At 71.0% G+C, this 25,534-nt stretch carries 18 protein-coding genes; 4 read left to right on the top strand and 14 right to left on the bottom strand.

Translation table 11 applies throughout. The features are described from left to right. The first annotated feature begins 30 nt into the window (after positions 1-30). Together O0S08_RS03260 and O0S08_RS03255 are read left to right on the top strand one after the other, a co-directional pair. A complete protein-coding gene (locus O0S08_RS03260) occupies positions 31-1,242 on the top strand; it encodes a cysteine desulfurase-like protein (protein WP_269037489.1) in 1,212 nt (403 codons plus the stop codon). 142 nt (positions 1,243-1,384) lie between these two features. After that, positions 1,385-3,631: a GumC family protein gene (locus O0S08_RS03255; protein WP_269037488.1), complete on the top strand. Its 2,247-nt coding sequence runs from the start codon at positions 1,385-1,387 to the stop codon at positions 3,629-3,631. A gap of 63 nt (positions 3,632-3,694) precedes the next feature. Here the strand turns inward: O0S08_RS03255 and O0S08_RS03250 are convergent, their stop codons facing one another. After that, entirely contained in the window at positions 3,695-4,363 is a 669-nt protein-coding gene (locus O0S08_RS03250; protein ID WP_269037487.1) for a DUF3592 domain-containing protein, read from the bottom strand. A gap of 351 nt (positions 4,364-4,714) precedes the next feature. On the opposite strand from O0S08_RS03250, the gene O0S08_RS03245 reads away from it, so the two are divergent. Then, positions 4,715-5,752 (top strand): endo alpha-1,4 polygalactosaminidase, encoded by a 1,038-nt coding sequence (locus O0S08_RS03245; protein WP_269037486.1) that lies wholly within the window; start codon positions 4,715-4,717, stop codon positions 5,750-5,752. Positions 5,753-5,761: 9 nt separating this feature from the next. Here the strand turns inward: O0S08_RS03245 and O0S08_RS03240 are convergent, their stop codons facing one another. After that, a complete protein-coding gene (locus O0S08_RS03240; protein WP_269037485.1) occupies positions 5,762-7,603 on the bottom strand; it encodes a hypothetical protein in 1,842 nt (613 codons plus the stop codon). A gap of 703 nt (positions 7,604-8,306) precedes the next feature. On the opposite strand from O0S08_RS03240, the gene O0S08_RS03235 reads away from it, so the two are divergent. Further along, a complete protein-coding gene (locus O0S08_RS03235; protein WP_269037484.1) occupies positions 8,307-10,694 on the top strand; it encodes a tetratricopeptide repeat protein in 2,388 nt (795 codons plus the stop codon). 6 nt (positions 10,695-10,700) lie between these two features. Here O0S08_RS03235 and O0S08_RS03230 read toward each other — a convergent pair whose 3' ends face one another. The 12 genes from O0S08_RS03230 to O0S08_RS03175 all read right to left on the bottom strand — a co-directional run bounded on the left by O0S08_RS03230 (position 10,701) and on the right by O0S08_RS03175 (position 25,528). Beyond that, positions 10,701-10,964 (bottom strand): BolA family protein, encoded by a 264-nt coding sequence (locus O0S08_RS03230; RefSeq protein WP_269037483.1) that lies wholly within the window; start codon positions 10,962-10,964, stop codon positions 10,701-10,703. Between the two features lie 10 nt (positions 10,965-10,974). Further along, positions 10,975-11,571 carry a hypothetical protein gene (locus O0S08_RS03225; RefSeq protein WP_269037482.1) on the bottom strand — a complete coding sequence of 199 codons (597 nt, stop codon included), beginning with the start codon at positions 11,569-11,571 and terminating at the stop codon, positions 10,975-10,977. Positions 11,572-11,697: 126 nt separating this feature from the next. Beyond that, positions 11,698-13,797 carry an elongation factor G gene (fusA, locus tag O0S08_RS03220; protein WP_269037481.1) on the bottom strand — a complete coding sequence of 700 codons (2,100 nt, stop codon included), beginning with the start codon at positions 13,795-13,797 and terminating at the stop codon, positions 11,698-11,700. Positions 13,798-14,098: 301 nt separating this feature from the next. Further along, the gene (tkt, locus tag O0S08_RS03215) at positions 14,099-16,117 is read right to left on the bottom strand and encodes a transketolase (protein WP_269037480.1); all 2,019 of its coding nucleotides are present in this window, start codon (positions 16,115-16,117) and stop codon (positions 14,099-14,101) included. 254 nt (positions 16,118-16,371) lie between these two features. After that, on the bottom strand, positions 16,372-16,947 hold the full coding sequence (locus tag O0S08_RS03210) for a hypothetical protein (RefSeq protein ID WP_269037479.1): 576 nt from the start codon (positions 16,945-16,947) through the stop codon (positions 16,372-16,374). An 851-nt stretch (positions 16,948-17,798) separates the two neighbouring features. Continuing rightward, a complete protein-coding gene (gene ahcY, locus O0S08_RS03205; RefSeq protein WP_269037478.1) occupies positions 17,799-19,139 on the bottom strand; it encodes an adenosylhomocysteinase in 1,341 nt (446 codons plus the stop codon). Positions 19,140-19,182: 43 nt separating this feature from the next. After that, positions 19,183-19,641, bottom strand: a complete 459-nt coding sequence (locus O0S08_RS03200) for a 1,2-dihydroxy-3-keto-5-methylthiopentene dioxygenase (protein WP_269037477.1) — start codon at positions 19,639-19,641, stop codon at positions 19,183-19,185. Positions 19,642-19,658: 17 nt separating this feature from the next. After that, positions 19,659-20,339: a methylthioribulose 1-phosphate dehydratase gene (gene mtnB / locus O0S08_RS03195; RefSeq protein WP_269037476.1), complete on the bottom strand. Its 681-nt coding sequence runs from the start codon at positions 20,337-20,339 to the stop codon at positions 19,659-19,661. Positions 20,340-20,633: 294 nt separating this feature from the next. Continuing rightward, complete coding sequence (locus tag O0S08_RS03190) at positions 20,634-21,797, bottom strand: hypothetical protein (RefSeq protein ID WP_269037475.1); 1,164 nt, start codon at positions 21,795-21,797, stop codon at positions 20,634-20,636. Between the two features lie 13 nt (positions 21,798-21,810). Beyond that, the gene (locus tag O0S08_RS03185; protein ID WP_269037474.1) at positions 21,811-22,971 is read right to left on the bottom strand and encodes a hypothetical protein; all 1,161 of its coding nucleotides are present in this window, start codon (positions 22,969-22,971) and stop codon (positions 21,811-21,813) included. A gap of 25 nt (positions 22,972-22,996) precedes the next feature. Continuing rightward, on the bottom strand, positions 22,997-24,217 hold the full coding sequence (locus O0S08_RS03180; protein WP_269037473.1) for a hypothetical protein: 1,221 nt from the start codon (positions 24,215-24,217) through the stop codon (positions 22,997-22,999). Between the two features lie 54 nt (positions 24,218-24,271). Further along, entirely contained in the window at positions 24,272-25,528 is a 1,257-nt protein-coding gene (locus O0S08_RS03175) for a hypothetical protein (protein ID WP_269037472.1), read from the bottom strand. Positions 25,529-25,534 lie beyond the last annotated feature (6 nt).

Below are 25,534 nucleotides of genomic sequence, written 5' to 3'. Positions count from 1 at the left end.
TCGCCGCCGCGGCTCGGCTATCCTCGGCGCGTGATCTTCCCGCTCGACCACGTCCGCTCGTGCTTCCCCGGCCTCGCTCGCGACGAGGTCTTCCTCGACAACGCCGGCGGCTCGCAGATCCTCGGCGGCGTCATCGACGGCATCGGCGCCTACTTGCGCGACTGCAACGTCCAGCACGGCGCCACCTACGGCGCCTCGCAGCGGGCCGCCGAGCGGGTCACCGCCGGCAAGCAGGCGCTCGCCTCGTTGTTCGGCGACGGTCCCGGCACCGTCGTCTTCGGCCCGTCGACCACCCAGATCGTGTTCAACCTGGCCGCCGCGCTCGGGCCCTCCTTGCGGCCGGGCGACGAGATCGTCGTCACCGAGGCCGACCACGAGGCCAACGTCGGCGCCTGGCGGCGCGTCGCGGCCCAGCGCGGCGCCGAGGTCCGGACGTGGAAGATCGACCGCGCCCGCCAGGGCCTCGAGCTCGACGGCCTCGCCGCGCTGCTCGGCCCGCGCACGCGGCTCGTGTGCATGACCCACTGCTCCAACGTGCTCGGCACGATCGTCGACGTCCGCGCCGCCGCCGAGCTTGTCCACCGCGCCGGCGCGCGTCTGTTCGTCGACGGCGTCGCCTACGCCCCGCACGGCCCGATCGACGTCGCCGCGCTCGGCGTCGACGGCTACGTCTTCAGCGTCTACAAGGTCTACGGCCCGCACCTGGCCGCCGCGTACCTCGGGCCCGAGCTGTTCGCCGAGCTCGCCAACATCAACCACGACTTCTACGACTGCGGCCCGTACCGCCTGCAGCCCGGCGGCGTCAACTACGAGCTCGTCGCCGGCAGCGCGGCGATCGCCGCCTACCTCGACGACCTCGGCGAGGCGCTCGGCCCCGGCCCCGACCCGCGCGCCCGGGCCTGGGCCGCCATCGCCGCCCACGAGGCCGACCTCGCCGAGCACCTCCTCGGGTTCCTTCGGTCATGTCCAAAAGTTCATGTCGTCGGGGACAGCAGCTCGAGCCGGGCGGTGCGCGTGCCGACGATCAGCTTCGTGGTCGACGGCGTGCCCTCGCCGGGCATCCCGGCGCAGGTCGACCCGCACGGCGTCGGCATCCGCTTCGGCGAATTCTGCTCGCGCGCCCTGGTCGACGCGCTGGGCCTGCGGGCGCACGGCGGGGTCGTGCGCGTCTCGCTGGTCCACTACAACAGCCACGACGAGGTCGAGCGGCTGATCGCCGCCCTGCGCCCGATCGTCGCCTGAGCGGCCCGGGACCTGGGGCCCGCCGCCGCACGCGCCGCGGGCCGTCGCCGGCACGGGGGCGATCCGTCACTGCCGGCGCGGGTCGTTCCCTCCGCGTCGCTCTCTTGGCGCTGCGACGCGGTCGGCCTAAGCTGTCCCGACAGTGACTGCCCCGCCCGGAACCGCGCCCGCGCCCGACCCGACCGGCCCCGACGAGGCCGACCGGGCGATGGAGCAGCTGATGCGCTTCCTGGCGATCTTGCGCCGGCGCTGGCTGGTGGTCGCGGTCATGACGGTGCTCGCCCTGGCCGGGGCCGCGATTGCGATCACCGCCCTGCAGCCGCGCTGGCGGGCCAGCGCCACGGTCGTGCTCCACCTCGGCGGCCCGCAGGTGCTCGACAAGGTCAAGAACGTCACCGAGGACACCGAGTCGCGGCTCCTGGCCTACAAGGAGTACTACCAGACCCAGCGCGAGATCATCAGCAGCCGCACCGTCGCCGAGCGGGCGCTCGCGACCTTGGGGCTGGCGCAGGACCCGGTGTTCCTCGGCATCGCCGACATCGGCTCGGAGGCCGAGCGCGTGGCCAGGGCCGCCGAGATCGACCCGATCGAGCGCCTGCGCGGCATGGTCTTCGTCGAGGAGGTCCGCGGCTCACGGGTGCTGAAGATCTCCGCCGACTACCCCGACCCGCAGATCGCCGCCGACATCGCCAACTCGCTCGCCGAGGCCTACCTCGCCCACGTCGACGCCTCGCGCGCCCGCACCGGCGACGCCGCCAAGGCCAACGTCGAGACCGAGCGCGTCAAGGCCCTCACCGCCCTCCAGCTGGCCGAGAAGGCCCTGTCCGACTTCAAGCAGCAGCACGGCATCAGCTCGATCTCCCTCGCCGACCGCCAGAACGTCATCACCGAGGCGATCATCAAGACCACCGCCAACCTCAAGGACGCCGAGGCCGAGTCGTTCGCCGCCAGCGCCGTCCACGAGGAGGCCGAGCGCCTGCACAAGGCCGGCAGCATCGCCGGCGCCAGCCTGCTCCCGCCGCTCGAGCGCCGCGTCTTCGAGGACATGCGCGCCGAGGAGCTCGAGGCCGAACGCGAGGTCGAGCAGCTCGCGATCAAGTACGGCGACAAGATGCCCGAGCTGCAGCAGGCCAAGAAGCGCCTGCGCGTGATCCAGGGCCGGATCGCCAACGAGGAGAAGGAGCTGCTCGCGGGCCTCAAGGCGCGCGCCAACGCGGCCCGCACGACCGAGGGTCGCCTGCGCGGCTCGCTCGACGGCGAGAAGGAGAAGGCCCTCGGCCTCACCCTGCTCGAGCGGCAGTACCGCGAGCTCGAGCGCGAGGCCAAGGCCGCCGCCGAGTCCTACGAATTGGTGTCGAAGCGCGACACCGAGATCGAGATGCTCGGCCGCGTGCAGTCGGAGGACATCGAGATCCTCGACCGCGCCACCAAGGGCCGCAAGCCGGTGTTCCCGCCCAAGGCGCTGCTGGTCGCGGTGGCGCTGGTCAGCGGCCTCACCCTCGGCGCCCTGCTGGCCCTCGGCGTCGACGTCCGCGACAACCGGATCCGCGGCCTCCTCGACCTCGAGCGCGCCCTCGCCGGCCTCGGCCTGCCGGTGCTCGGTCAGCTGCCGCTCCTGCCCGCCGACGCGCGCATCGGCGTCAGCAACCTGCGGGCGCAGCGGCGCCAGCGCGACCTCCACACCCTGCTGTTCCCGCAGTCGCTGATGGCCGAGCGCGTCCGCGGCGTGCGGACCTCGCTCGGCTTCGCCGCCGGCAAGGACGGCCTGCACACCCTCGTCGTCACCTCGCCCAACTCCGGCGAGGGCAAGAGCTCGACCGCCGTCAACCTGGCGATGAGCTTCGTCCAGGCCAAGAAGCGCGTGGTCCTCATCGACGCCGACATGCGCCGCCCCCGGCTGCATCAGGTGTTCGAGCCGCCGATCGGCCGCGAGGCCGACGGCCTCGCGCGCGTGCTCGCGGGCAAGTGCACGCTCGACGAGGCGCTGATCACCGGTGGAGATGTCCCCGAGGGCATGTCGCTGCTGCTGTGCGGGGAGATCCCGCAAAACCCGTCGGAGCTGCTCGAGAGCCCGCAGACGCGCAAGCTGCTGGCGGAGCTCGGCGAGCGCTTCGACCTGGTCGTCCTCGACACGCCGCCCGTCCTGCCGGTCAGCGACCCGCTGATCCTCGCCCGCATGGCCGACGGCGTGGTCGTCGTCGCCCGCTGCCAGGCCACCACCCGCGCCGGCCTCCAGCGCGCCCTCGCCACCCTGCGCCGCAGCGAGGCCAACCTGCTCGGCGTGGTCCTCAACGAGGTCGACGCCCGCCGCGAAGAGGCCGGCTACGGCGCCGGTTACTACTCGTACCACGCCGACCCCAACGCCGCCGCGCCGCAGAGCCCGGCATAACGTGTCCATGAAGACATGCCCGATGGGGCATGTCCTTCGAACCATCCTCGATCTTCGCCCCCGCTACGGGTCGGGCGGCAGGGCGCGGGTGTCGATCACCACGCGCTGGGGATCGCGCGGGTCGTAGCAGATCGGCAGCGTCGAGCCCCTGAGGTGCGGCCGCGGGTCGTACCAGAACAGCTGGCTCTTGACGATCCGCAGCCGCGGATCGCCGGGCAGCACGAACTGACACAGGATGACCCACGGGTGGGTCTCGACCTCGTCGTCCGACTTGTCCTGCTCGATCGAGACGATCGTGCCGTCGACGCGCGCCCCGTCGCGCAGCAGCGCCGCGATCGCCCGCTCGTGCCGGCGCGCCACGAGGAACCAGATCAGCGCCGAGAACACCAGCTGCGCGCCCGCGCCGGCGAAGATCAGCGGCAGCAGCCAGCGCGAGCCGAGAGTGTCGATGTCGGCCCACTCCTCGTCGTCCAGGTCGTAGACGATCGGCACCCGGGCGCCGAGCTCGTACGGCTGCTGCGTGGCGATGCCCGACTGATACAGCCGCGACTCGCCCGCGTGCGTGACGTAGGCGATGTCCGGCGCGTACAGCTCGTCGACCGGCCTCAGCGATACGACCTGCCCCTCGACCAGCTGCGTCTCCGCGAACACGCGCGAGCCGACGACGGCGAGGATCAGGCCGACGACCATGAGCACGACCCCGAAGAAGCCGACGGCCGTGGAACCCCGCACCTTCCCAGAGTGACGCGCCGAACGTCGTTGCACAAGGCGAATCCACGCGGCCCGGCGGCTCTGCGCGTGCGCGACCGTGCGGCTTCAGGTCCTCGCGACGGCACGTGTCACGCCGGTCGCGACCGCGGCCCGCGGCGCGCGTCCTCGCCCGCGCGCGCCGGGCCCCCACTCGAGGTCACGCGATCGCCACCGCGGGTATGACATGGTCTTCGAGACAGGTTGATTCACCGCGACGTGAGCGTCCCCGACATGCTTCATCCTGTCTCGCGCCGGCGAATGACGCGAGCACGCGGCGAGCGCGGACCGAGCCGCGCGCGCTCTCGCCGGGCGACCTCGTGGTACCTTCGAGACATGACGAGACGTTCGCAGGTGTGGTCGTTGTCGGTGCTGCTCCTCGGGGCCTGCTCCGGCTCCGGCTCCGACGACAGCTCCGGGGGCGATTCGACCGCGTCGGCGACCGGCACCGACACCGACGCCGCCACCGACCCCGGCACGACCACCGACGACGCCACCGACGGCTCGACCGCGCCGACCTCCACCTCTGCCGATCCGACCGCGGACACCACCACCGGCACCACAGTCGACCCGACCGGCGAGACCACCACCGGCACCACGGACGAGCCGGGCACCACCACCGAACCGTCGACCACCGAGGGCACCACCGGCGACATGGCGGTCCAGTTGCCGCCGCCCGACGGCGAGTTCGACTACCAGCTCGGCGACCCCTACGACCCACCGAGGACGGTGCAGATCCTCTCGCGCGATCGCAACGCTTCGCCCGCGGGCGGCCTCTACAACATCTGCTACGTCAACGGCTTCCAGGCCCAGCCCGACGAGGAAGACTTCTGGCTCGACGACCACCCCGACCTGGTATTGCGTGACGACATGGGCGACCCGGTGATCGACAAGGACTGGGACGAGATGCTGCTCGACACCAGCACGCCGGAGAAGCGGGCCGCCCTGGCCGAGATCGTCGGCGGATGGATCTCCGGCTGCGCCGCCGACGGCTTCGACGCGGTCGAGATCGACAACCTCGACTCCTACTCGCGCTCGCAGGACCTGCTGACCCAGGACGACGCGGTCGCCTATATGGCGCTGCTGTCGGCCGCGGCCCACGCCGAGGGCCTGGCGATCGCGCAGAAGAACTCCACGGAGCTGCTCGATCGCAAGGACGAGATGGGCACCGACTTCGCGGTGGCCGAGGAGTGCAACACCTACGAAGAGTGCGACGACTACATCGGCACGTACGGCGACGCGGTGTTGATGGTCGAGTACGTCGAGGCCGACTTCATGACCGGCTGCGAGCAGTACCCGCAGATGTCGATCGTCCTGCGCGACCTCGATCTGCTCGCCCCCGGCTCGCCCGACTACGTCCGCCAGGCCTGCTGAGCCGCGCCATCACAGCCCGCACAGGCGCTCGGCGAGCTGGCGCTCGTACAGCGACTCGGGCACGAGCCCGCCCTGATTCGTGCCCTCGATGTAGCCCTCGGGCTGGGCGAACGGCGCCGGCGGCTTTTGGCCCGAGAACGTGCCCGAGCCGCCGATCGCGTAGTTCTGGGCCGTGGGCGGGCGCTGGAGGACACCGACGCCGTCGCCGGTCGCGTAGTTCCAGGCGACCGAGTGCGCCGACGACCAGCCGTGGCCGGTGCCGTAGTCGCCGCGGTTGTAGAGGCCGAGCACCACCATTCCGTCCTTCGCTGGCGCCGACTCGACGATGTTGTCGTAGAGCAGCCCCATGCTCCACCGCCGGTGGCCCTCGCTCGACGCGTTGGGCCCGGTCGACGTCGAGCGGTGGAACACGATCCCCGAGGTGTACGACGTCCCGTTGGACACGAAGTGATGGCGGCCGCCCACGGCGTGGCAGTCGGTGAAGAGCACCTGCTGGGCGTTGCTGACGTCGAAGTTGTACATGCGCTCGCCCGTGATCTGCGCCACCGGGTCGAGCGCGCGCGCCTCGGCGACGGTGACCTGCACGCCCGTCTGGACCGTGACTGCGGCGTAGCCGAAGTGCAGCGCGGTGAACCGGCGCACCCACGCGTCCTCGACCCCGCGCACGGCGATCGCCGACCACGCGTGGTCCTCGTCGTCGCCGCCGAGCGTCTCGATGTCGATGCGCAGGTCCTCGACCCCGACCTCGGTCACCAGCCCCTCGCGGTCCGCCTTGTACACGTACGACTGCGACAGCCCGCGGTCGAGGTGGTTGAACACCGGCGCGTCGATCGTCAATGTCGCCCCGTCGATCGCCAGGATCTGCCGCTTGAACACCAGCGGCAGGATGTCGCCCGCCCACGGCTCGTCCGCCGCCGTCCCGCCGTGGTCGACCGCCGCCAGCCACGCCTCCGTGCACGGGTGCACGATCACCACGTGGTCGCCGACGGCGTAGAGCGACGGCTCTTCGACCTCGAACGTCCGCGCGCCGACCGGCACCAGCTCGCTGACGATGTCGCTGCGCGTGTTCGGCAGCTCGGGCTTCCAGCGGTCGTTGTCCCCGTTGCCGACCACCAGCACCGCCCGCTGGTGCGGCTCGTCGCCGATCGCCCGCAAGATCGTGCTGGTCGCCGGGTCGTCGCCGTCGCCCGCGCCGCGCAGCACCACCCCGCTGTGCCGCAGCAGCACCGTGCCGTGGATCTCGTACTCCCCGGGCGCCAGCAGCACCGCGCCGCGCAGCCCGTCGACCCCGAGCGGCATCGCCCCCACTTCGTCGATCGCCTGCTGCAGGTGGGCCGTGTTGTCGCCGGCGATCGGACCGACGCCGAGCACCATCGGCACGTCGGGGATCGGCGCCTCGCCGCGGTGGTAGCCGGCATAGCTGAAGTCGGGGATCCGGTTGCCCTGCTCGTCGGCGACGTAGGTCAGCGCGTCGCCCTCGACGGGGACGATCTGCGACGTCCAGCTGCCCGGCGGCTGCTCGAGCGGCGGAGGACACTGCGCCGCGCCGGTGGTGGAGTCGTCGCCGGTGCTGCTGTCTTCGGTGGTCACGCCGCCGAGGTCGGGCCCGGGCCCCTCCGTCGTCGGAGCCGACGTGGTGGGCCCGCCGGTCGGGTCCGTGCTCGTGGTCGGCGCGCTCGTCCCGGTCGTGGCGCCCGTGGTCGTGGTCGTCGACTCGCCCGTCGCCGCCGTCTCGCTGCCGCTCGCGTCGGTGGTCGCGCCTCCGCCCGCAGGACAGGCAGTGCTCCCGACGAGGAGAATGCTGCACAGCGCAGCGCAGCGACGCAGGCCGACCGCGTACGAGGATGCCATGCGGGCAAGCTATCAACCGCCCGCGGGCCGAACAAGGCGCGAGCTTGCTCGCGGAGGCGGCGAGCAAGGTGGCAACGCGTTCTTCCGGCCGCGAGGTGGGGGCACGCGTCTGCCGAGGTCGTCACCCGAAGCCCCCGAAGGCTGTGCGCGCCTCGCTCGCCTCAGGCCGTGACAGCGACATGTTCTTTACGGCATGCTCTTTAAAGCATGTCCCTTTGAACATCTAATTTTACCAGCGAGCCGAGGCCTCGTCCGCCGAGGTCCGCACCCGTGATGTTGCAACATGCTCTTTACAACATGTCCCTTTAAACATTCCTGTAGTGCCATGCCCTCTGAGGCATCCATCCGTCGACGGCGGCCCTGGGGGTGGTACGACGGGGTGCGAGAGGCGCGGAGGGTCGGGACCGCCCGTTGGTTGGCTCCCGGTGGCGGCTCCGCACCGGCCGATGCCGAGCGGGCGGGGGCCTCGCGGGCGAAATGCCGGCGAGGACTGTGGGGTAGATCTCTGCGGCGCGAGCACGGCAGCGGACCGGCCTGGCCGTGCATTCGCCCGGCAGGAGCGGGGTCCGACGCGGCCCGGCAGGCCGGGTCGGGCTCGGGCTAGTATCCTTGTCACGTGCGCCGGACCTCCGCCGACTCGACCTGACGCGCGTTCTTGCGACCTCCCTTATCGCGCCCGCCCCCCTCGTCGCGGCCTTCGCTGATGTCCCCTCCCAAGATCCCCTCCGTGGTGGTTCGCGGCCTCGAGCCCGAGGCCGCGGTCAGCTCGATCGCGCGCGACCGGCCGTCCCAGCCGCCGTGGTCGCGGATCTTGCTCGGCATGGCGATCGGCGGCCCGGCGCTGTGGCTGGGCGGGGTGCCGTCGATCGTGGTGCCTGGCTTCTGCGCGGTGGTGCTGGCGCTGTGGATCCGCCTGTGCACGCGCAGCGAGCAGCCGCTGCGCGTGCCGTCGGGCGCGTTCATCGGCCTGTTCGCCGCCGGGCTGACGCTGCTGCAGTGGATGCCGCTGCCGCTGTTCGTGCGCGAGCTGCTGGCCCCCGGGCTGACCGGGCGGGTGGCCGCGGCGCTGTCCGGCAGCGGCGCGACGGCCTGGCCGGGGCTCTCACCTGTCCCCGGGGACAGCGCCCTCGAGGCCGCGCGACTGCTCGCGCTCACCGGCCTGTTCGTCGGCGCGGCGCAGCTGTCGTGGCGCGTCAGCGCCGGTTTGGTCGCGCTGGCCGGCTCGCTGGTGGCGCTGATCGGCCTCACGCAGGCGGCGTTCGGCGTCGAGGCGATCTACGGCCTGTATCAGCCGCTGCAGGTCGACCCGACGGTCACGCCGGCGCTGCTGACGACCTTCGTCAACGCCAACCACCAGGCCGGCCTGTTCCTGCTCGGGATCTTCAGCGCCGGCGCGCTGGCGGTGCACATGCGGCTGCAGGGCCGCACTGCCACCGACCCGGCGCTGGTCGGCCGCCTGCGCGAGCGTCGGCTGGCGGCCCTGGCGGCCCTGGCGATCCAGGGCGCGGCGCTGCTGCTGTCGCTGTCGCGGGCCGCGATCGTCGCGCTGGCGGTGGTCGCCCCGGTGGCGCTGATGCTCGCCTGGCGCAACGGACCTGTCCCTGCGGGCAGGTCTCGCCCGAACGACCCGCAGGGCCGGCTGTGGCTGCAGCGCGGGGCGCTGGCGGTCGGGCTCGGCCTGCTCGCATTGGTGGTCGCGCGTCAGGGCGCGTGGGCCGAGCTGTCGACGCTGTGGCGCGTCAACGAGGCCGAGACCAAGTTCCGGATCGCCTCCGACGCGGTGGCGCTGATCGACCTGTCGCCGGCGCTCGGGGTCGGCCGCGGCGCCTTCCTCGACCTGTTCCCCGGCGTCGACTCGCGCCCGCTCGGCGTCGTCCACACCCACCTCGAGTCGGCCCCGGCGGCGATGCTGGTCGAGTGGGGCCCGGTCGGCGGCGGCCTGGTCGCGCTCGGCCTGCTGTGGTGGTGGATCGCCGCGGTCTACACCACCGGCAGCGGCCGTCACGTCAGCGCCCGTCGCGTGGCCCTGTGCGGCCCGCTGGCCCTGGCGATCCACAACCTCGCCGACTTCAACCTCGAGTTCCTCGGCGTCGCCGCCCCGCTGTGCGCCCTGGCCGGCGCGCTGTCGGAGCGCCGCGGCTACTTCCGCGTCCCGGGCCGCCCGGCGATCCTCGTCGGCGGCCTCAGCCTCGCCGGCGCGGCCGCGCTGGCGCTGTGGGCCCAGCCGTACACCTGGCAGAACCGCTCCCAGGGCGACGCGGCGATTGTCTCTGGGGACATGTCCCCGGAGGCAGCTCAGCGGATGCGCCCGCTCGACGCCTCCTTGCACATCCTGCTGGCCCAGCGCGCGCTCGAGATCGAGGACTGGGCGCAGGCGCGGGCGCGGGCGACCGTGGCCAGCGAGCTGCAGCCGGCCAACTCCGACGCGTGGCTGCGGCGGGCCCACGCGGCGCGCGAGCTGGGCGACGCCGCCGAGTCGGCGAGCGCGCTGGCGCGGACGCTGGCGACGATGAGGCACCCGCCCGACCTCGACCTGACGCGCTACCTGCTGGGGCGCTACCCCAACGCCGAGGAGCTGGCGCCGCTGATGCCGAAGGAGCTGGCGCCGTGGACGGTGGTGATGGAGTCGCTGATCGCCGAGGCGCCCGCCTACGCGGCGATCCTCGCGGCCGCGCGCAGCCAGGTCGACGGCCGCGAGCCGCCCGTCTTGCACATGCAAGTCCGCCTGGCCCTCGCCCTCGACAACCCGTCGCTGGCCCTCCACTACGCGCGCCTGCTCCGCGTGCTCGCGCCGCACGAGGTCCACAGCCACCTGCTGCTGGCCCGCGCGCTCGAGAGCCAGCGGGTCCCGCGAGAGCGCGAGCTGCAGCGCGACCTCGAGGAGGCGCTCGCCGGGGGCCTCATCAGCGAGCCCGCCGAGATCGCCCTCGTCGAGGAGAAGCTGCTCGGCTCGTACCTCCGCGACGGCCAACCCGACGCCCTCGCCCGCGCCCGCGACCTGATGCCCCGCCTGCTCGCCCGCCCCGGCGACCGCGCCGCCCTGCAGCGCCGCCACGCGCTCGAGCGAGCCCTGGCGCAGGCTGTCCGCTAGGACAGGTCAATCCTGCAGCTCGTCGAGCTGCTCGCCGCGATTGAGGCGCTCCCATTCGCTGGGGCTGTAGGTGAAGATGAACTCGATATCGACCCCCGCGCGCAGGCCGAACTGCTGACGGACCCGCTCCCACACTTGAAACTGCCGCTCGGCGTCTTCCATCCCTTCGAACCGCGGAGACACGACGTGCGCGACGAAGCGACCGCCATCCTCCTCGACCTCGGTGGTGCCGAGCTGCTCCAGAGCCTTCCTCAGTTCCTCTGCCTTCACGACGACCTCCTCACAGCGACGACAGCAGCTGTTCCCCAAACGTCTCCACCGTTGCCACCCAGCGCTCGGCGTCCTTGATCTTCATCACGTTCGTGAGCCGCGGAAACCGGGGGTTCCGATCGGCGCGGTGAGCGATGAGATGGCGCCGCTTCATCATCGCGGCCAGATCCGAGAAGTACGACTCGAAGGGCCTGATCTCGAGAGCCATCCGCTGAAGCGCGCCGACCACGTCTTGCTCGTTGTTGTAGTTGGACTGCTCGTGATGCTTCTGGAAGGCCCGGAGCAACACCTCGTTGACGGTCTGCCCGCGGAGCTGCGCCAGCTCGACGAGCGTCAACCGCTCCTTGGCCCTGTCCGCGCCTGGGAGCATCAGGCCGATGCGCTCGAAGGCCGAGGCCGGAGCGAGGGGGAGCCGCAACTCTTCCGTCGACCTCAGCAAGTCTTCCAGGGTTGCGTGCATGAAGACGACCGCGGCCCGCACCACGTCGGCATGCAGTTCGGAGGCTCTCTCGCCCCCGCGGTGGAGCGTGCGAAACACTTCGAGCAAGTGATGAGTCCGCTTGAGGTTCTTGTGGAACCGGCTGCGGATGTTCTCGGCGGCGCTCACCTCGAGAGGATAGTAACCGGCGCCATGCGCGTCAACGCGCACGCCGTTTAGGCCCCGAGAAAGCGCCGAGGGCGGCGCGATCGCTCGCACCGCCCTCGAATGTGCGGACCGTGATCCGCGTGGGCGTCAGCCCTTCTTGTTGCCGGCGTACTTCTTGATGAGCTCGTCCTGGACCTGGCGGGGGACCGCCTCGTAGCGCTCGAACTCCATCGTGTACTCGGCCTTGCCCTGCGACATGCTGCGGAGCTCGGTGGAGTAGCCGAACATCGTCGCCAGCGGGACGTGGGCCTCGATGACGCTGATGCCCATGCTCGACTCCGAGTTGATGATGTTGCCGCGGCGGCGGACGAGGCCGCCCTGGATGCCGCCCTGGAACTCCTCGGGCGTCTCGACGGCGACCTTCATGATCGGCTCGAGCACCTGCGGAGAGGCCTTGGGCATGGTCTCCTTGAAGGCCGCGCGGGCGGCGATCTGGAACGCCATGTCGCTCGAGTCGACCGCGTGGGCCGCACCGTCGTTGACCTCCATCTCGACGCCGACGACGGGGAAGCCGATGAGCACGCCGCGGTCGAGCGACTGGCGGAAGCCGTTGTCGCACGACGGGATGTACTCGCGCGGGATCTTGCCGCCGACGACGTTGTCGACGAAGCGGTAGGTCTTGTCGGGCGCGTCCTCGGGCAGCGGGCGCATCACGCCGCCGATCTTCGCGTACTGACCGGAGCCGCCGGTCTGCTTCTTGTGGATGTACACGAACGGGACCTCCTGCGTGATGGTCTCGCGGTACGCCACCTGCGGCTCGCCGACGGTGGTCTCGACCTGGTACTCGCGCTTCATGCGCTCGATGTAGATGTCGAGGTGCAGCTCGCCCATGCCCTGGATGATGGTCTCGCCCGACTCCTCGTCGCGGTGGACGCGGAAGGTCGGGTCCTCCTTCGAGAAGCGGTTGAGCGCCTTCGAGAAGTTGGCCAGGCCGTCCTTCTTGGTCGGGGTGACGGCGTAGCTGATGACCGGCGCCGGCACGAACATCGACCGCATCGAGTAGATGACGTCGGGGCCGGTGAAGGTGTCGCCCGACGCGCAGTCGATGCCGAAGAACGCCGCGATGTGACCCGCGCCGACCTCCTCGATGTCGACCATCTCGTCGGCGTGCATGCGCACCAGGCGGCCGACCTTGTTCTTCTTGCCCGTGCGGGTGTTGAAGATCGTGTCGCCCTTCTTGACGTGGCCCTGGTAGATGCGGATGTAGGTCAGCTGGCCGTACTTGCCCTCTTCGAGCTTGAACGCGAGGGCGCACAGCGGCGAGGCCTCGTCGCTCTTGAGCTGGACCTCGGTCTCCTTGCCGTCGCTGGCGATCTGGTAGGCGACGTTCTTCACCTCGTCGGGCGCCGGCAGGTACTTGACCACGCCGTCGAGCAGGTGCTGCACGGCCTTGTTCTTGTAGGCCGAGCCGCAGAACACCGCCGTGAAGTTGAGCGACAGGGTCGCCTTGCGCAGCACCGGCACGATCTCCTCGGCGGTGACGTTGGCGCCCTCGCCCTCGAGGAAGCGCTCCATGATGCCGTCGTCGAAGTCGCCCAGCGCCTCGACCAGCTTCAGGCGGTACTCCTCGACCGCGTCCTTGAGGTTCTCGGGGCACGGCTCGCGCCGGATGTTCTCGCCGTTGTCGCCGTCGAAGTACAGCGCCTCACGGGTGAGCAGGTCGACGACGCCCTCGAACCGGTCCTCGGCGCCGATCGGGTAGGTGACGAGGTGGGCGTTGTGACGCAGCTTCTCGCGCAGCTGACGGGTGACCTTGAACGGGTCTGCGCCCGAGCGGTCCATCTTGTTGATGAACGCCAGCCGGGGCACGTTGTAGCGCTTCATCTGCCGGTCGACCGTGATCGACTGCGACTGCACGCCGGCGACCGAGCACAGCACGAGGATCGCGCCGTCGAGCACGCTGAGGGCGCGCTCGACCTCGATCGTGAAGTCGACGTGTCCGGGGGTGTCGATCAGGTTGAGGAAGTGGTCCTTCCACTCGAGGAAGGTGGCAGCCGACTGGATCGTGATGCCCTTCTCGCGCTCGAGGTCCATCGAGTCCATCGTCGCGCCGACGCCTGACTTGCCCTTGACCTCCTCGATCTTGTGGATCTTCCCCGAGTAGAACAGGATGCGCTCCGAGAGCGTCGTCTTGCCGGAGTCGATGTGCGCGGAGATCCCGATGTTTCGGACCTTTGCGAGTTCCATGGTAGTGCTCTGCTGACCTTGCCGATGACGAGTGCAGGTGTCGGGGGTCCGGGTGTCCCGGCAAAAGGGTGCGGAGCGAGTCCGCCGCCCGGCCCTCCGAGCCTGTTGTGCTGCTCAACCCCGCGAGCCTCGAGCCTGGATGGCCTCGGTCGGGGGGTTGAAGTTTTGCCCTGGAGCCCGAAAGACAACCCCTTGGGGTGCTTTTGAGCGCGCGGAGCATGCCACAAGGTGCCCCGCTTGGCCGCTTGAGGCTGCCCGGCGGGGCGTGATCGTCCGCACCCGCCTTGCGCGCCGCAGGCGCCTAGGGGAGCTCCAGCCAGTGCTTCACCACCGCCGCCGGCGTGAAGCCGAACCGCTCGGCCAGGAGCTTGCCGGGGGCGCTGGCGCCGTAGTGGTCGAGGCCGTGCTGGTGGGCCGCGAACCGGTCCCACCCGAACGTGGTGCCCGCCTCCACCGACAGGCGGCGCGAGATCTCGGGCGGTAGGACGCTGTCCTGATAGGCCTTCGGCTGGGCGAGGAAGGCCTCCCAGCACGGCATCGAGACCACCCGCACGCGCTTTCCGTGATCGGCGTGCAGGGTCCTGGCCGCGGCCAGCGCAGTCGCGACCTCGGAGCCGGTCGCCACCAGGATGCCGTCGAGCGGGCCCTCGGGCTGCCACAACACGTAGGCGCCTTCGTCGATCTGCTCGCGCGTCTCCGCCATGATCGGCAGGTCCTGACGCGTCAGCAGGATCGCCGTGGCGCCGTCGGCGTGCCCGCGCTGCAGCGCCAGGCGCCACGCGGCGGCCGTCTCGCGCGCGTCCGCCGGCCGCACGACGTACAGGTCGGGGATCAGCCGCAGGCTCATCAGCTGCTCGATGGGCTGGTGCGTCGGCCCGTCCTCGCCGACCCAGAAGCTGTCGTGGCTGAAGATGTAGACCACCGGCGCCCGCATCAGCGACGACAGCCGCAGCGCCCCGCGCAGGAAGTCGGAGAACACCAGGAAGGTCGCGCCGTAGGCCCGCACGCCGCCGTGCAGCGCCAGGCCGTTGCAGACGCCGGCCATGCCGTGCTCGCGCACGCCGAAGTGCATCACCCGCCCGTCGGGCCGGGTGCGGCTCTGGGCCGGCAGCTTGAGCTCGACGCCGTTGGAGCCGGCGAGGTCGGCGGAGCCGCCGATCAGCGTCGGGTGGGCCTTCACCAGCGCCTCGAGGATCTTCTGGCCGGCCTTGCGGGTGGCCACTGCAGTGCCCGGCTCGAAGCTCGGGATCGCCCGCAGCACCTCTTCGGGGACGACGTCGCTCTGGAGCGCCTCGAACTGCGCGGCCAGCTCGGGGTGGGCCTTGCGATAGGCGTCGAACTTGGCCTCCCACGCCTTGCGCTGCTCGCCCAGCGCGCGCCGCTGCTCGGTCAGCGCGGCGCGGACCTCGTCGGGCACGCGGAAGAACTGGTCTTCGGGCCAGCCCATCGCCTTCTTGGTCGCCGCGACCTCGGCGTCGCCGAGCGGCGCGCCGTGGGCCCCGTGGGTGCCGGCCTTGTTGGGGCTGCCGGCGGCGATGACGGTGCGGCAGGCGATGAGGCTCGGCCGCGTCGTCTCGGCGCGCGCGAGGACCAGCGCCGCCTCGACCTGGGCCGCGTCGGCGCCGTCGATGCGCTGCACGTGCCAGCCATAGGCGGCGAAGCGGCCCAGGACGTCCTCGGTGAACGCGAGGTCGGTCGAGCCGTCGATCGAGATCTTGTTATCGTCATACAGGAACACCAGCTTGCCGAGCCCGAGGTGCCCGGCCAGGCTCGCGGCCTCCGAGGCGATCCCCTCCATCAGGTCGCCGTCGCTGCAGATCCCGTAGGTGAAGTGATCGACGATGTCGTGTCCCGGCCGGTTGTACGTCGCGGCCAGGAAGCGCTCCGCCAGCGCCATGCCGACGGCCGCAGCGAATCCAGTGCCGAGCGGACCGGTGGTCACCTCGACCCCGACGGTATGTCCGTACTCGGGATGGCCCGGGGTCTTGCTGCCCCACTGACGAAAGTGCTTCAGCTCCTCGAGCGGCAGATCATAGCCCGTGAGGTGCAGCAACGCGTAGAGCAGCATCGACCCGTGGCCGGCGCTCAGCACGAAACGATCGCGGTCGGGCCAACGCGGGTGCTCGGGGTCGTGGACGAGGAATCGCGTCCATAGCACCGACCCCATCACCGCCGCGCCCATCGGCATCCCCGGGTGGCCCGAGTTCGCCTTCTGCACGGCGTCGATGGCGAGGGTCTTGATCGTGTCGACGAGGAGCCCCGACAGTCGGGGATCGGGGTTCGAGGTCGCAGGGAACTCGCGAGGCGGCACGGCAGGCATGGCCGGGTGCTATCACGATTGCGACGGCGGGGGCCGGCCGGGCGCCAGTAGGGCGGCGTGACCGAACGCGGGACCGTCGGGCGACGCCGGCGAATCTACCGCATGGTCCGCGAAGTTCGACTCGCGCGGACAAACACGGGACCCGCCGGACGACCGATGGCCCGGACGACTTTACGGAGCGGCAATGGCGGACCCGGCGCAGCCCCGGCGGCCTCGAGCAGAGGGCTTAGGGCTGACGCCGGACCGGCGATTCCTCAGACGGCAGTGTAACGAGTCCCGCGAGCCTGGCCGGTCCACGACACGAGGCCGCGCTCGATGAGGCGCGCCAGGGCGGTGCGGACCTGCAGCGGGGTGCCGCCGACCACGGCCGACAGGTCCGGCGCGGCCTGCGGCCCGGGGGCGTTCTTGAGGGCGTTCAGCATGCCCTGGTCGTAGGCGTCACGGCCCGCGGGGGTGCGGGTGTCGACGACCGCCTTGGAGCCGCCACGCTTCGCAGCCGGCGCCGGCGCCTCCTTGGCGGGCGCGGCGGCGCCACGGCCCTTGCGGCCGGCCTTCTCGGGGGCCTTGGCCAGCGCCTTCGGGACCTTGACCGGCTTGCCGGCGCCGCCGCCGCGCGGGGCGGGGGCCGCTGCGCCGCCCTGGCCCAGGAGCTCACCGATCGTGATCCCCTTCAGGAGCGAGCCTAGCTCGCCCGTCGCGAGCTTGCCGAGCTCAGCGAGGCTCATCTGGGGATTTGAACGGATCTGTTCGATCATCACGTCGCGCTCGGCATTCGCGACGGCATTGCGGAAGGTCGTCTCGAACCTAGACATCGTCTTAGCTTTTTGCATGACCCGAGATCCGAGGTCAATCCATATTCGGCAGGTCGGGACAAAAATCTTCACTCCCCGCACTTTTTTGTCCCCCCCACTTTCCCGCTCCCCCCACTTTCCCCGCTTCCCCCACTTTCCCCGCTCCCCCCACTTTCCCCGCTCCCCCCACTTTCCCCGCTCCCCCTGCCTTTTGGGCCCTGTTCCCCGGGCCCTGACTTCCTTACCCCACTCCCTACGTCCTTCCCCCTGTCCTCGCGTCCTTCCCCGTCTCCTCAGTTCCCCCCACTCCTCAGTTCCCCCCACTCCTCAGTTCCCCCAACCGTTGGGGTCCCCCCAACCGTCGGGGTCCCCCCATCGGTGCCCGCAACCGATCGGCCCATGCGGAGCTATTGGATGTCCCGCGTTTACACGGCCGTTTCGTCTGCCCGCCTGCTTCGACGGACCCGCGTCTTTGCGCCCCCGGCCGCGCCCGCCGCTTTACGGCCGCGAGAGCGCTTTGGGGCGCTCGCCCGCCCGGCGACGGAAATCGCCGGCGGCCGTCCGCCCGCGACACTGTTCATATCGGCGGCACTGCCGACTTCCGACTCGTCGGCATCGGGCGGCTACCTGCGCGGCAGCCCGCGCGCCCCTGTGCAGTATCCCGCGAACGCGCGTCAGTCCGATGTTAGCTGCGTACGTACTTCGTTTCGCCGGACGCTCGTCCGCCCCGCCGCAGCGTATGCGCGGGCGCGCGCAGCCATTCTCAGGAGGCCGACTCGTTACTGACTACCTTTTAAGGGCCGCTGAAAGCGAAGAGGGGGACGGCCAAGGCCGCCCCCCTCGCAGTCGGGACATCGGCGCACCAGGCAGGCCCGGCGCGGCCGTCCGGGTCAGTACCGGTAGTGCTCGGGCTTGAACGGACCTTCCTGCGAGATGCCGAGGTATTCGGCCTGCTTGTCGCTGAGGCGGGTGAGCTTGGCGCCGAGCTTTCCGAGGTGGAGACGGGCGACCTCCTCATCGAGGCGCTTCGGCAGCACGTACACCTTGCCCCGCGCATAACGGCTGCGCTCGGTGTAGAGCGACAGCTGGGCGAGGACCTGATTCGTGAAGCTATTGCTCATCACGAAGCTGGGGTGGCCGGTGGCGCAGCCGAGGTTCACCAGGCGGCCGCGGGCCAGCAGGATGATCGCGTGGCCGTCGGGGAACACGAAGCGGTCGACCTGCGGCTTGATGTTGATCTCGCGGACCGACTTGTCGCTGACGAGGCCGGCGACGTCGATCTCGCTGTCGAAGTGGCCGATGTTGCAGACGATCGCCTCGTCCTTCATCTTCCGCATGTGCTCGAGCGTGATGACATCGCAGCACCCGGTGGCAGTGACGAAGATGTCGGCGACGCTGGCCGCCTCGTCCATCGTCGTCACCTGGAAGCCCTCCATCGCCGCCTGCAGGGCGCAGATCGGGTCGACCTCGGTGACCAGCACCCGGGCCCCGAACCCGCGCATCGACTGGGCGCAGCCCTTGCCGACGTCGCCGTAACCCGCGACGACCACGACCTTGCCGGCGACCATGATGTCGGTCGCGCGCTTGATGCCGTCGGCCAGGCTCTCGCGGCAGCCGTACAGGTTGTCGAACTTCGACTTGGTCACCGAGTCATTGACGTTGATCGCGGCGATCTTCAGCTCGCCGCGCTCGGCCATCTGATACAGGCGGTGCACCCCGGTGGTGGTCTCCTCGCTGACGCCGAGGCATTGCTCGAGCGAGCCGATGTGCTCCGGCCGGTGCAGCACCAGCGTCAGGTCGCCGCCGTCGTCGAGCAGGATGTTCGGCGGGCTGCCGTCGGGCCAGCGGATGGTCTGCTCGACGCACCACCAGTACTCCTCCTCGGTCTCGCCCTTCCACGCGAACACCGGCACGCCGGTGGCCGCGATCGCGGCCGCCGCGTGGTCCTGCGTCGAGAAGATATTGCACGACGACCACCGGACCTCGGCCCCGAGGTGCGTCAGCGTCTCGATCAACACCGCCGTCTGAATCGTCATGTGGAGGCAGCCGGCGATCTTGGCCCCCTTCAGCGGCTTCTCCGCCCCGTACTTGGCGCGCAGCGCCATCAGCCCGGGCATCTCCTTCTCGGCCAGGGCGATCTCCTTGCGCCCCCAATCGGCCAGGCCCATGTCGGCGACCTTGTAGTCGGGCGTGGTGGGCGGCTTTTCCTTCGACACAGTGCTTGCAGTCATCGTCTACCTTGATCCTCTCGCGAACAATGCGAATCCAGCGTCATCAAGCGCGGTACTCCGGCACCCAGCCCGCGGCGTCCTTGAACAGGCGCACGCAGCGGATCTGCCGCCGCTCGGTCAAAAAGAAGCGGTGATACAGGTCGGCCGGGACGACGATCAGGTCGCCGCGCTCGACCTGGACCCGGATCCACCGCTCGCCCTGGCCGCGGATGTCGAAGATCCCCTCGCCCTCGAGCACGAAGCGGACCTCGTCGTCGCGGTGCAGGTGCTCGTCCTTGAACTTGGCCAGCAGCCCGTCCAGGTTCGGCGTGTCCGGCCGCAGCTCGATCATGTCCTGCGCGACGTAGCCGCGGGCCGCCTTCAGGCGGTCGAGCGCGCCCTGGTAATCGTCGTCGGGCAGGCGCTCGTAGAGCACCCCGACGGCCGCGAGGTCGGCCAGCGTCGGCCCCTCGCTCGGCGCGTCCGGGCCGTGGAGTGAGTCCTCGAGCCAACCGAGCTGCATGATCCCTCGCCTCCGCGTCACTTCGCGCCGATCGGCAGGCCGAGCCGATGCGACTCGACCACCGCGCGGAACAAATAGTCGTAGCTCTCGGCCTGCGTCTTGGCCTGCACCCAGTCGCGGCCCCACACGTACACCCCGTGCCCCGCCACCAGCACCGCGTCGACGTCGGGGTACGCCAGCATCGCCTCGGCCATGCTCGCCGTCAGCTGCGACTCGCGCGGCGTGTTGGCGATGATCGGCACCCGCAGCGTGTCGAAGCAACCGAACCCGCGCAGGCCCTTCTGCATCTCGAGCCCCTGGCACACGAACTCGCCCGGCCCGCCCTGCGGCGCGAACAGCCGCGCCGCCAGCACCGCCCACACCGAGTGCGAGTGCATCACCGCGCCGGCGCCGCGCAGGCGATAGGCGTTGAAGAACAGCGGCCGGCACTCGCTGACCTTGAGCCCCGTCACCGGCCCGCGCACGACCTCGCAGTCGTGCTCGCCGGTGGCCTGGTCGCTCAGCAGGAAGATGTCCTCCGGCCGCAAGCGCTCCTTCTGCACCCCCGAGGGCGCCATATAAATGCCCTCGGGTCCGCGGATCGAGATGCCGCCGCCGGTGCCGCTGACCCAACCGAGCTGATAGAACAGCCGGCAGAGCTCGCAGATGAGCTCGGGAATCGACTGGTTCGACGCGTCTTCGCGGGGCGCTGCGGACATCGAGGCGCGCGGAGTCTACCCCGCGTCCCCAGGCCCGTCACAGCCGGCCGAGTGTGGATCCTCGCTTCCCGCGCCGACCCCCGCGAACCCTGGCCGACGCTCGCGCCGCCCGCCGCGCGACCGCCTGGAACCCCGCTCTCGGCGCGTCCCCCATCCATTGGCGGTCGCGGTGAATGTCACGCCCGCGTGGCACGGACGTCCGATCGCGCCCGCGATCGCGGTCCGGCCTCATTCGTCGCCCGCTCGCCGGCAGGTCCGAGCTCGCCGCGATGTACAGCTGTCTCTCGGGACATCTTATTTTTCAGCGCCGCCGGTCAATCCTCGCAGCCGCCGGCGCCGCATCAGCGCCAGCAGCCCCGCCAGCGCCCATCCCCCGCCGTTCGCGGCCGTCGCGCAGCCGCAGCCGCCGGCGGGCTCGCCGGTCTGCCCGCCCGCCGAGTCCCCGGCGCCGGTCGACGTCGGCTGCGCCCCCGAATCATCGCCGGTCGTCGGGCTCGCGCCGGTCTCGCTGTCCATGCAGGAGAGGAACGAGTTGTAGCAGTCCGGCTGCTGTCCCGGCAGGACCGTCACGAGGAGGTCCGAGTGGGCGCTGAATGTGCGTTGCTGCGGATCGGTGACGTCGACCCGCAACAGCACGGTCTTCTCGAGCGCCTCCGGCGGCGGCAGGAACGTCAGGGCGAACGTCTCGCCGACCAGCGGCTGCTCGACGAAGCCGTTCCACTCGTAGCTGACCCCGTCTTGCGGGTGGTCCGCCCAGTACGCGCGCAACGTCGAGCCCGGCTCGGCCCGCGCGCAGCCGGTCATCGTCAGTCCCTCGTCGGCGAAGAAGAAGTCGTCCGTGAGCGCCAGCGCGGCCGCCGGCGGCGCCGTCGCCGGATCGGGCCCGTCGACCACGTGCACGACTCGCGGGCGCGACCACGCGTTGAACGGCGGATGCCAGGTGTAGCCGCGGATCACGTAACCCCCGGCCGGCAAGCCCGTGGTGTCCCATGTCACCGCCTCGTCGGCCGCGGCGAACGTGATCGGCCGTCGGGCGTCGTCGGCGGTGATCCGGGCGAAGCAATCGCCGTACTCGCTGCTGGTCTCGAGGACATCTTCGGGGTCCACCACCATCGGCGACTCATCGAGCCCGACCTCCCACGCGTTCCAGGCCGCCACGTCGGCCTGGGAGATCCACGTCGGCAGCCACCAGTACGGATCGACGCGGCAGAGGCCGACGAATTGGTGGCGGCGGCTGCCTGGCAGCTCCTCCGGCTCGACGTACGTGTCCTCGTGATCGAGCCGGTAGGTGAATTGCAACACCGCGCTCTGGCTGCGATCGACCACCGTCATGCACGGCGTGTCGTCCGGCCACAGGGCGGGAGTGCGCGGCCAGATGCCGCCGTCCGCCCGCGCCGTCGCGGCGGCGCCCAGGCACCCGATCGCCGCGATCCCACCGACGACCAGCCGACTCGCCATCGCCTCGACGATATCACGAGCGGCGGCGCCGACGGCTCAAACCCACCACTGCGAGCAGGCCGAGCGTCGTCGGGGCCGGCGCGGCGTCGAACTCGCACGAGCACCCCCGCGCGCCGAGTCCCGAATCCTCCATCGGCGACCCGTCGGTCGAAGCCCCCGACGTCGACGATGAACCGGACTGCGGGCCGTCGGTGCTCGATTGCTCCGGCTCGGCCGGGCCGCTCGTGACCTCGCCCGCGCCCGTCTCCGCGTCCGTCGTGGTGCCGGAGTCATCCTCGCCGCAGTCGCCGAGGAACCCCCGCTCGCACGGCGGCGGCAACGCGGCCACCAGTTGCAGCGGGTGCGCCGAGAATGTCCGCTGCGCCGGGTCGGTGACATCGACGCGCAGCGCCAACATCTGCCCGAACGTCTCGGGCGGCGGCGTGAACGAGACCGCGAACGTCTCACCGATCAGCGGCGACCCGGCGGCGTCGGGCTGCCAGTCGAGCTCCATGTCGTCCGCGATCGACCACCAGACCCGGAGCTGCGAGCCGGGCATCGCCCGCGCGCAGCCCTCGAGCAGCAGCGGCTCGCCGGCGAAAACGTAATCCTGGCGGGTCATCACCGCCGCCGCCGGCGTCACTTCGAGACCTGGCCCATCGACCACGTGGACCACGCCCGGCCGCGAGCTCCAGCGATTGAACACCGGCTCCCAGGTGTAGCCCTCGATCACGTAGGGCCCGGGCGGCACCAGCGAGGTGTCCCAATCGACGCCCTCGGCCGCCGCGGCGAACGTGATCGGCCGCCGCGCGTCGTCGGCCGTGATGCGATGAAAGCACGGCGCCCATTCGCCGCTCGTCTCGAGCACCTCGGCGTCGCCGACGTCCTCGGGCGGCTCTGCGAGGAGCTGCGCCGCCGCCACGTCGGTCCACGACAGCCAGTTCGGCAGCGGCCGCTGCGCGCTGTGGCCGCGGCAGAACGCGACGAACTGGTGCCGCCGGCTGTCCGCGACCTCGGCCGGCGGGGGCGACACCATCGTATCCTCGAAGGGGATCGAGTAACTCAAGTGCAGCACGCTGCCCTTGCTGCGATCGACCACCGTCATGCACGGCGTGTCTTCGGGCCAGGTCACCGGCGTGCGCGGATGGAGCTCGCTCGTCGCCACCACGACCGCGAGCGCCGTCGCTGCGATCACGACCCACCTCGTCGCGCGACCGACCTCATCGGTCGAACGATATCACGCCCCCGCGCGCCGCCCGCGGGCGCCTTCGGAGCCCGAGGACCGGCAGCAGCAGCCATAACGCCGCCGATCCCGAGCGATCACTGCGGCAGCCGCACCCGCTCGGGTCGGATCCAGTCATCGGCGACGTCGTCGCGCTGTCGCTCGTCCCCTCGCCGCTCGAGCTCGACGCATCGGTCGCCGCACCGGTCGTCGGGCCGTCCCCGCTGGTCCCCGTGGTGCTCCCGCTGTCCCCGCAGGTCTCCTCGCCGCCCTGGGCGAGGAACGACCCGCTGTCGCTACAACCACCGGTCGAGGGGTCGCTCGGCGCGAGCACCGACAACAGCGACACCGGGTAGGTCGAATAGGTGCGCTGCATCGGGTCGGTGACGTCGACCCGCAACACCACGGAGTCGGGCGCGACCTCCAGCGGCGGCGTGAATGCCAGCGAGATCGCCTCACCCTCGAGCGGCTGGCTGGCGAACTCCTGCCACTCGAGACTGTCGGCCAGCGCCCAGTAACCGGTGAGCGTCGAGCCCGGCATCGCCCGCGCGCAGCCCTCGAGCACGTACGATTCGCCGGCCACCACGAACGCGCCCTCGGGATTGGTCAGCGCCGCCGCGGGCGGGGCCGCGGCGAGGTCGGGGCCGTCGACCACGTGGACCACGCCCGGCCGCCGCGACCAGCGGTTGAGCTCGGGCTCCCACGTATAACCGTCGATCCGCCAGGCGCCGGCGGGCAGCCCCGTCGTGTCCCACACCACCGGCTTCATCGCCTCGGCCTCGGTGATCGGCCGGCGCGCGTCGTCGGCGGTGATCCGGACGAAGCAATCCTTGTAGAGCGGGTTGGTCTCGAGAACATCGTCGTCCTCGATCAGCTCGGCGTCGATCATCTTCTCGGCCGCCCAATCGAGCCAGACATTGGCGTCGGTCCACGACAGCCACACCGGCGGCGGCGTCTGCGGGCTGTCGTCGCGGCAGAAGGCGACGAATTGGTGGCGCCGGCTGGTCGGCAATTCGTCGGGGGTCAGCTCGGTGTCCTCGTAGGGGATCGAGTACTCGAATTGCAGGGTGCTCGACTGGCTGCGATCGATCACCGTCATGCACGGCACGTCGTCGGGCCACTTCACCGGGGTGCGCGGGTGGCCGCCGTTGCCGGCGCGCGCGAGCCCGGGCCAGGCGAGGCCGACGATCACGAGCGCGACGCGAATGGGAGCTCGCACGCAGCCAGTGTACTCCGACGTCGCCACTGGCGCCGCGCGTGCAGCCGAGCCCGCTCAGCGCCGCGCGGGTGCGAAAACCCCACGTCGTCGCCGGCGCAGGCCCAGCAGCACCAGGCCGGTCCACGCCCACGAGCCCGCCAGGCCGCCGCTGTGACAGCCGCAGCTCTCGCGCGTCGGCAGCTCCTCGGAGGTCGTCGACGCCGACTCGCCGGTGACGTCGCTCGAGGTCGTGGCCCCGCCCGTCGAGGTCGCGTCCGGCGAGGTCGTCCCGGTCGGCGCCTCGCCGGTGCTGCTGGCGACGCCGGTGACGTCGCCGCCGCTGCTGCTGGCCTCGCCGCAGCTCTCGTTGCCGATGAAGGCGTTGGTGTCGCTGCAGTCGCTGCCGGTGGTGGTGGTGTCGCCGCTGCCCGGCAGCACGACCACCAGCGCCTGCGGAAAGGCCGAGAAGGTCCGCTGCATCGGGTCGGTCACGTCGACCCGCAGCGCCACCGTCTCCACCAGCGCCTCGGGCGGCGGCTTGAACGGCAGCTCGAGCGCCTCGCCGTCGATCGGCACGCCCTCGGCGAACGGCTTCCAGTCGAGCGTGTCGGCGCCGGTCACCGCCCAGTAGCCGCTCATCGTCGAGCCCGGCATCGCCCGCACGCAGCCGTGCAGCACCAGAGTGTCCTCGCCGAACAGGAAGTCCTCGGTGTTCATCAGCGCCGCCGCCGGCGCGACCGCGGACAAATCGGGCCCGTCGACCACGTGGATCACTCCGGGCCTCTTGCTCCAAATGTTGAAGGCCGGCTCCCAGGTGTAGCCCTGCAGGATGTAGGGCCCGGCCGCCAGCGCCGTGGTGTCCCAGTCGAAGCCCTTGGCCGCCTCGGCGAAGGTGATCGGCCGCCGCTCGTCGTCCCCGGTGACGCGGGAGAAGCAGTCCTTGTAGATGGAGTGCGTCTCGAGCACGTCCTGGTCGGTCGCGTCGGCCTTGTCGGAGATCCCCGCGGCGTCGGCGATCTCGACGTCCTTCCACGACAGCCACACCGGCAGCGGCTCCTGCGGCGTGTGATTGCGGCAGAAGGCGACGAACTGGTGCCGCCGGCTGTCGGACACCTCGTCGGCGGTGATCATCGTGTCCTCCGCCGGGATCTCGTAGTCGAAGTGGACGACCGCGCCCTGGCTGCGATCGATCACCGTCATGCACGTGGTGTCGTCCGGCCACTTCACCGGGGTGCGCTCGTGGATCCCGTTGCCCGCCCGCGCGAGCGCCGGCGTGAGCAGCGCCGCCAGCACCGGCGGCAGCCCGAGGATGCAGGGACGGACAGAGCGCATCACCGA

Origin of the sequence: Nannocystis punicea (genome assembly GCF_026965555.1) — a bacterium.
GTDB lineage: Bacteria > Myxococcota_A > Polyangia > Nannocystales > Nannocystaceae > Nannocystis > Nannocystis punicea.
Note: the sequence above shows the minus strand (reverse complement) of the source record. Positions and strands in the feature narration are given on the sequence as shown.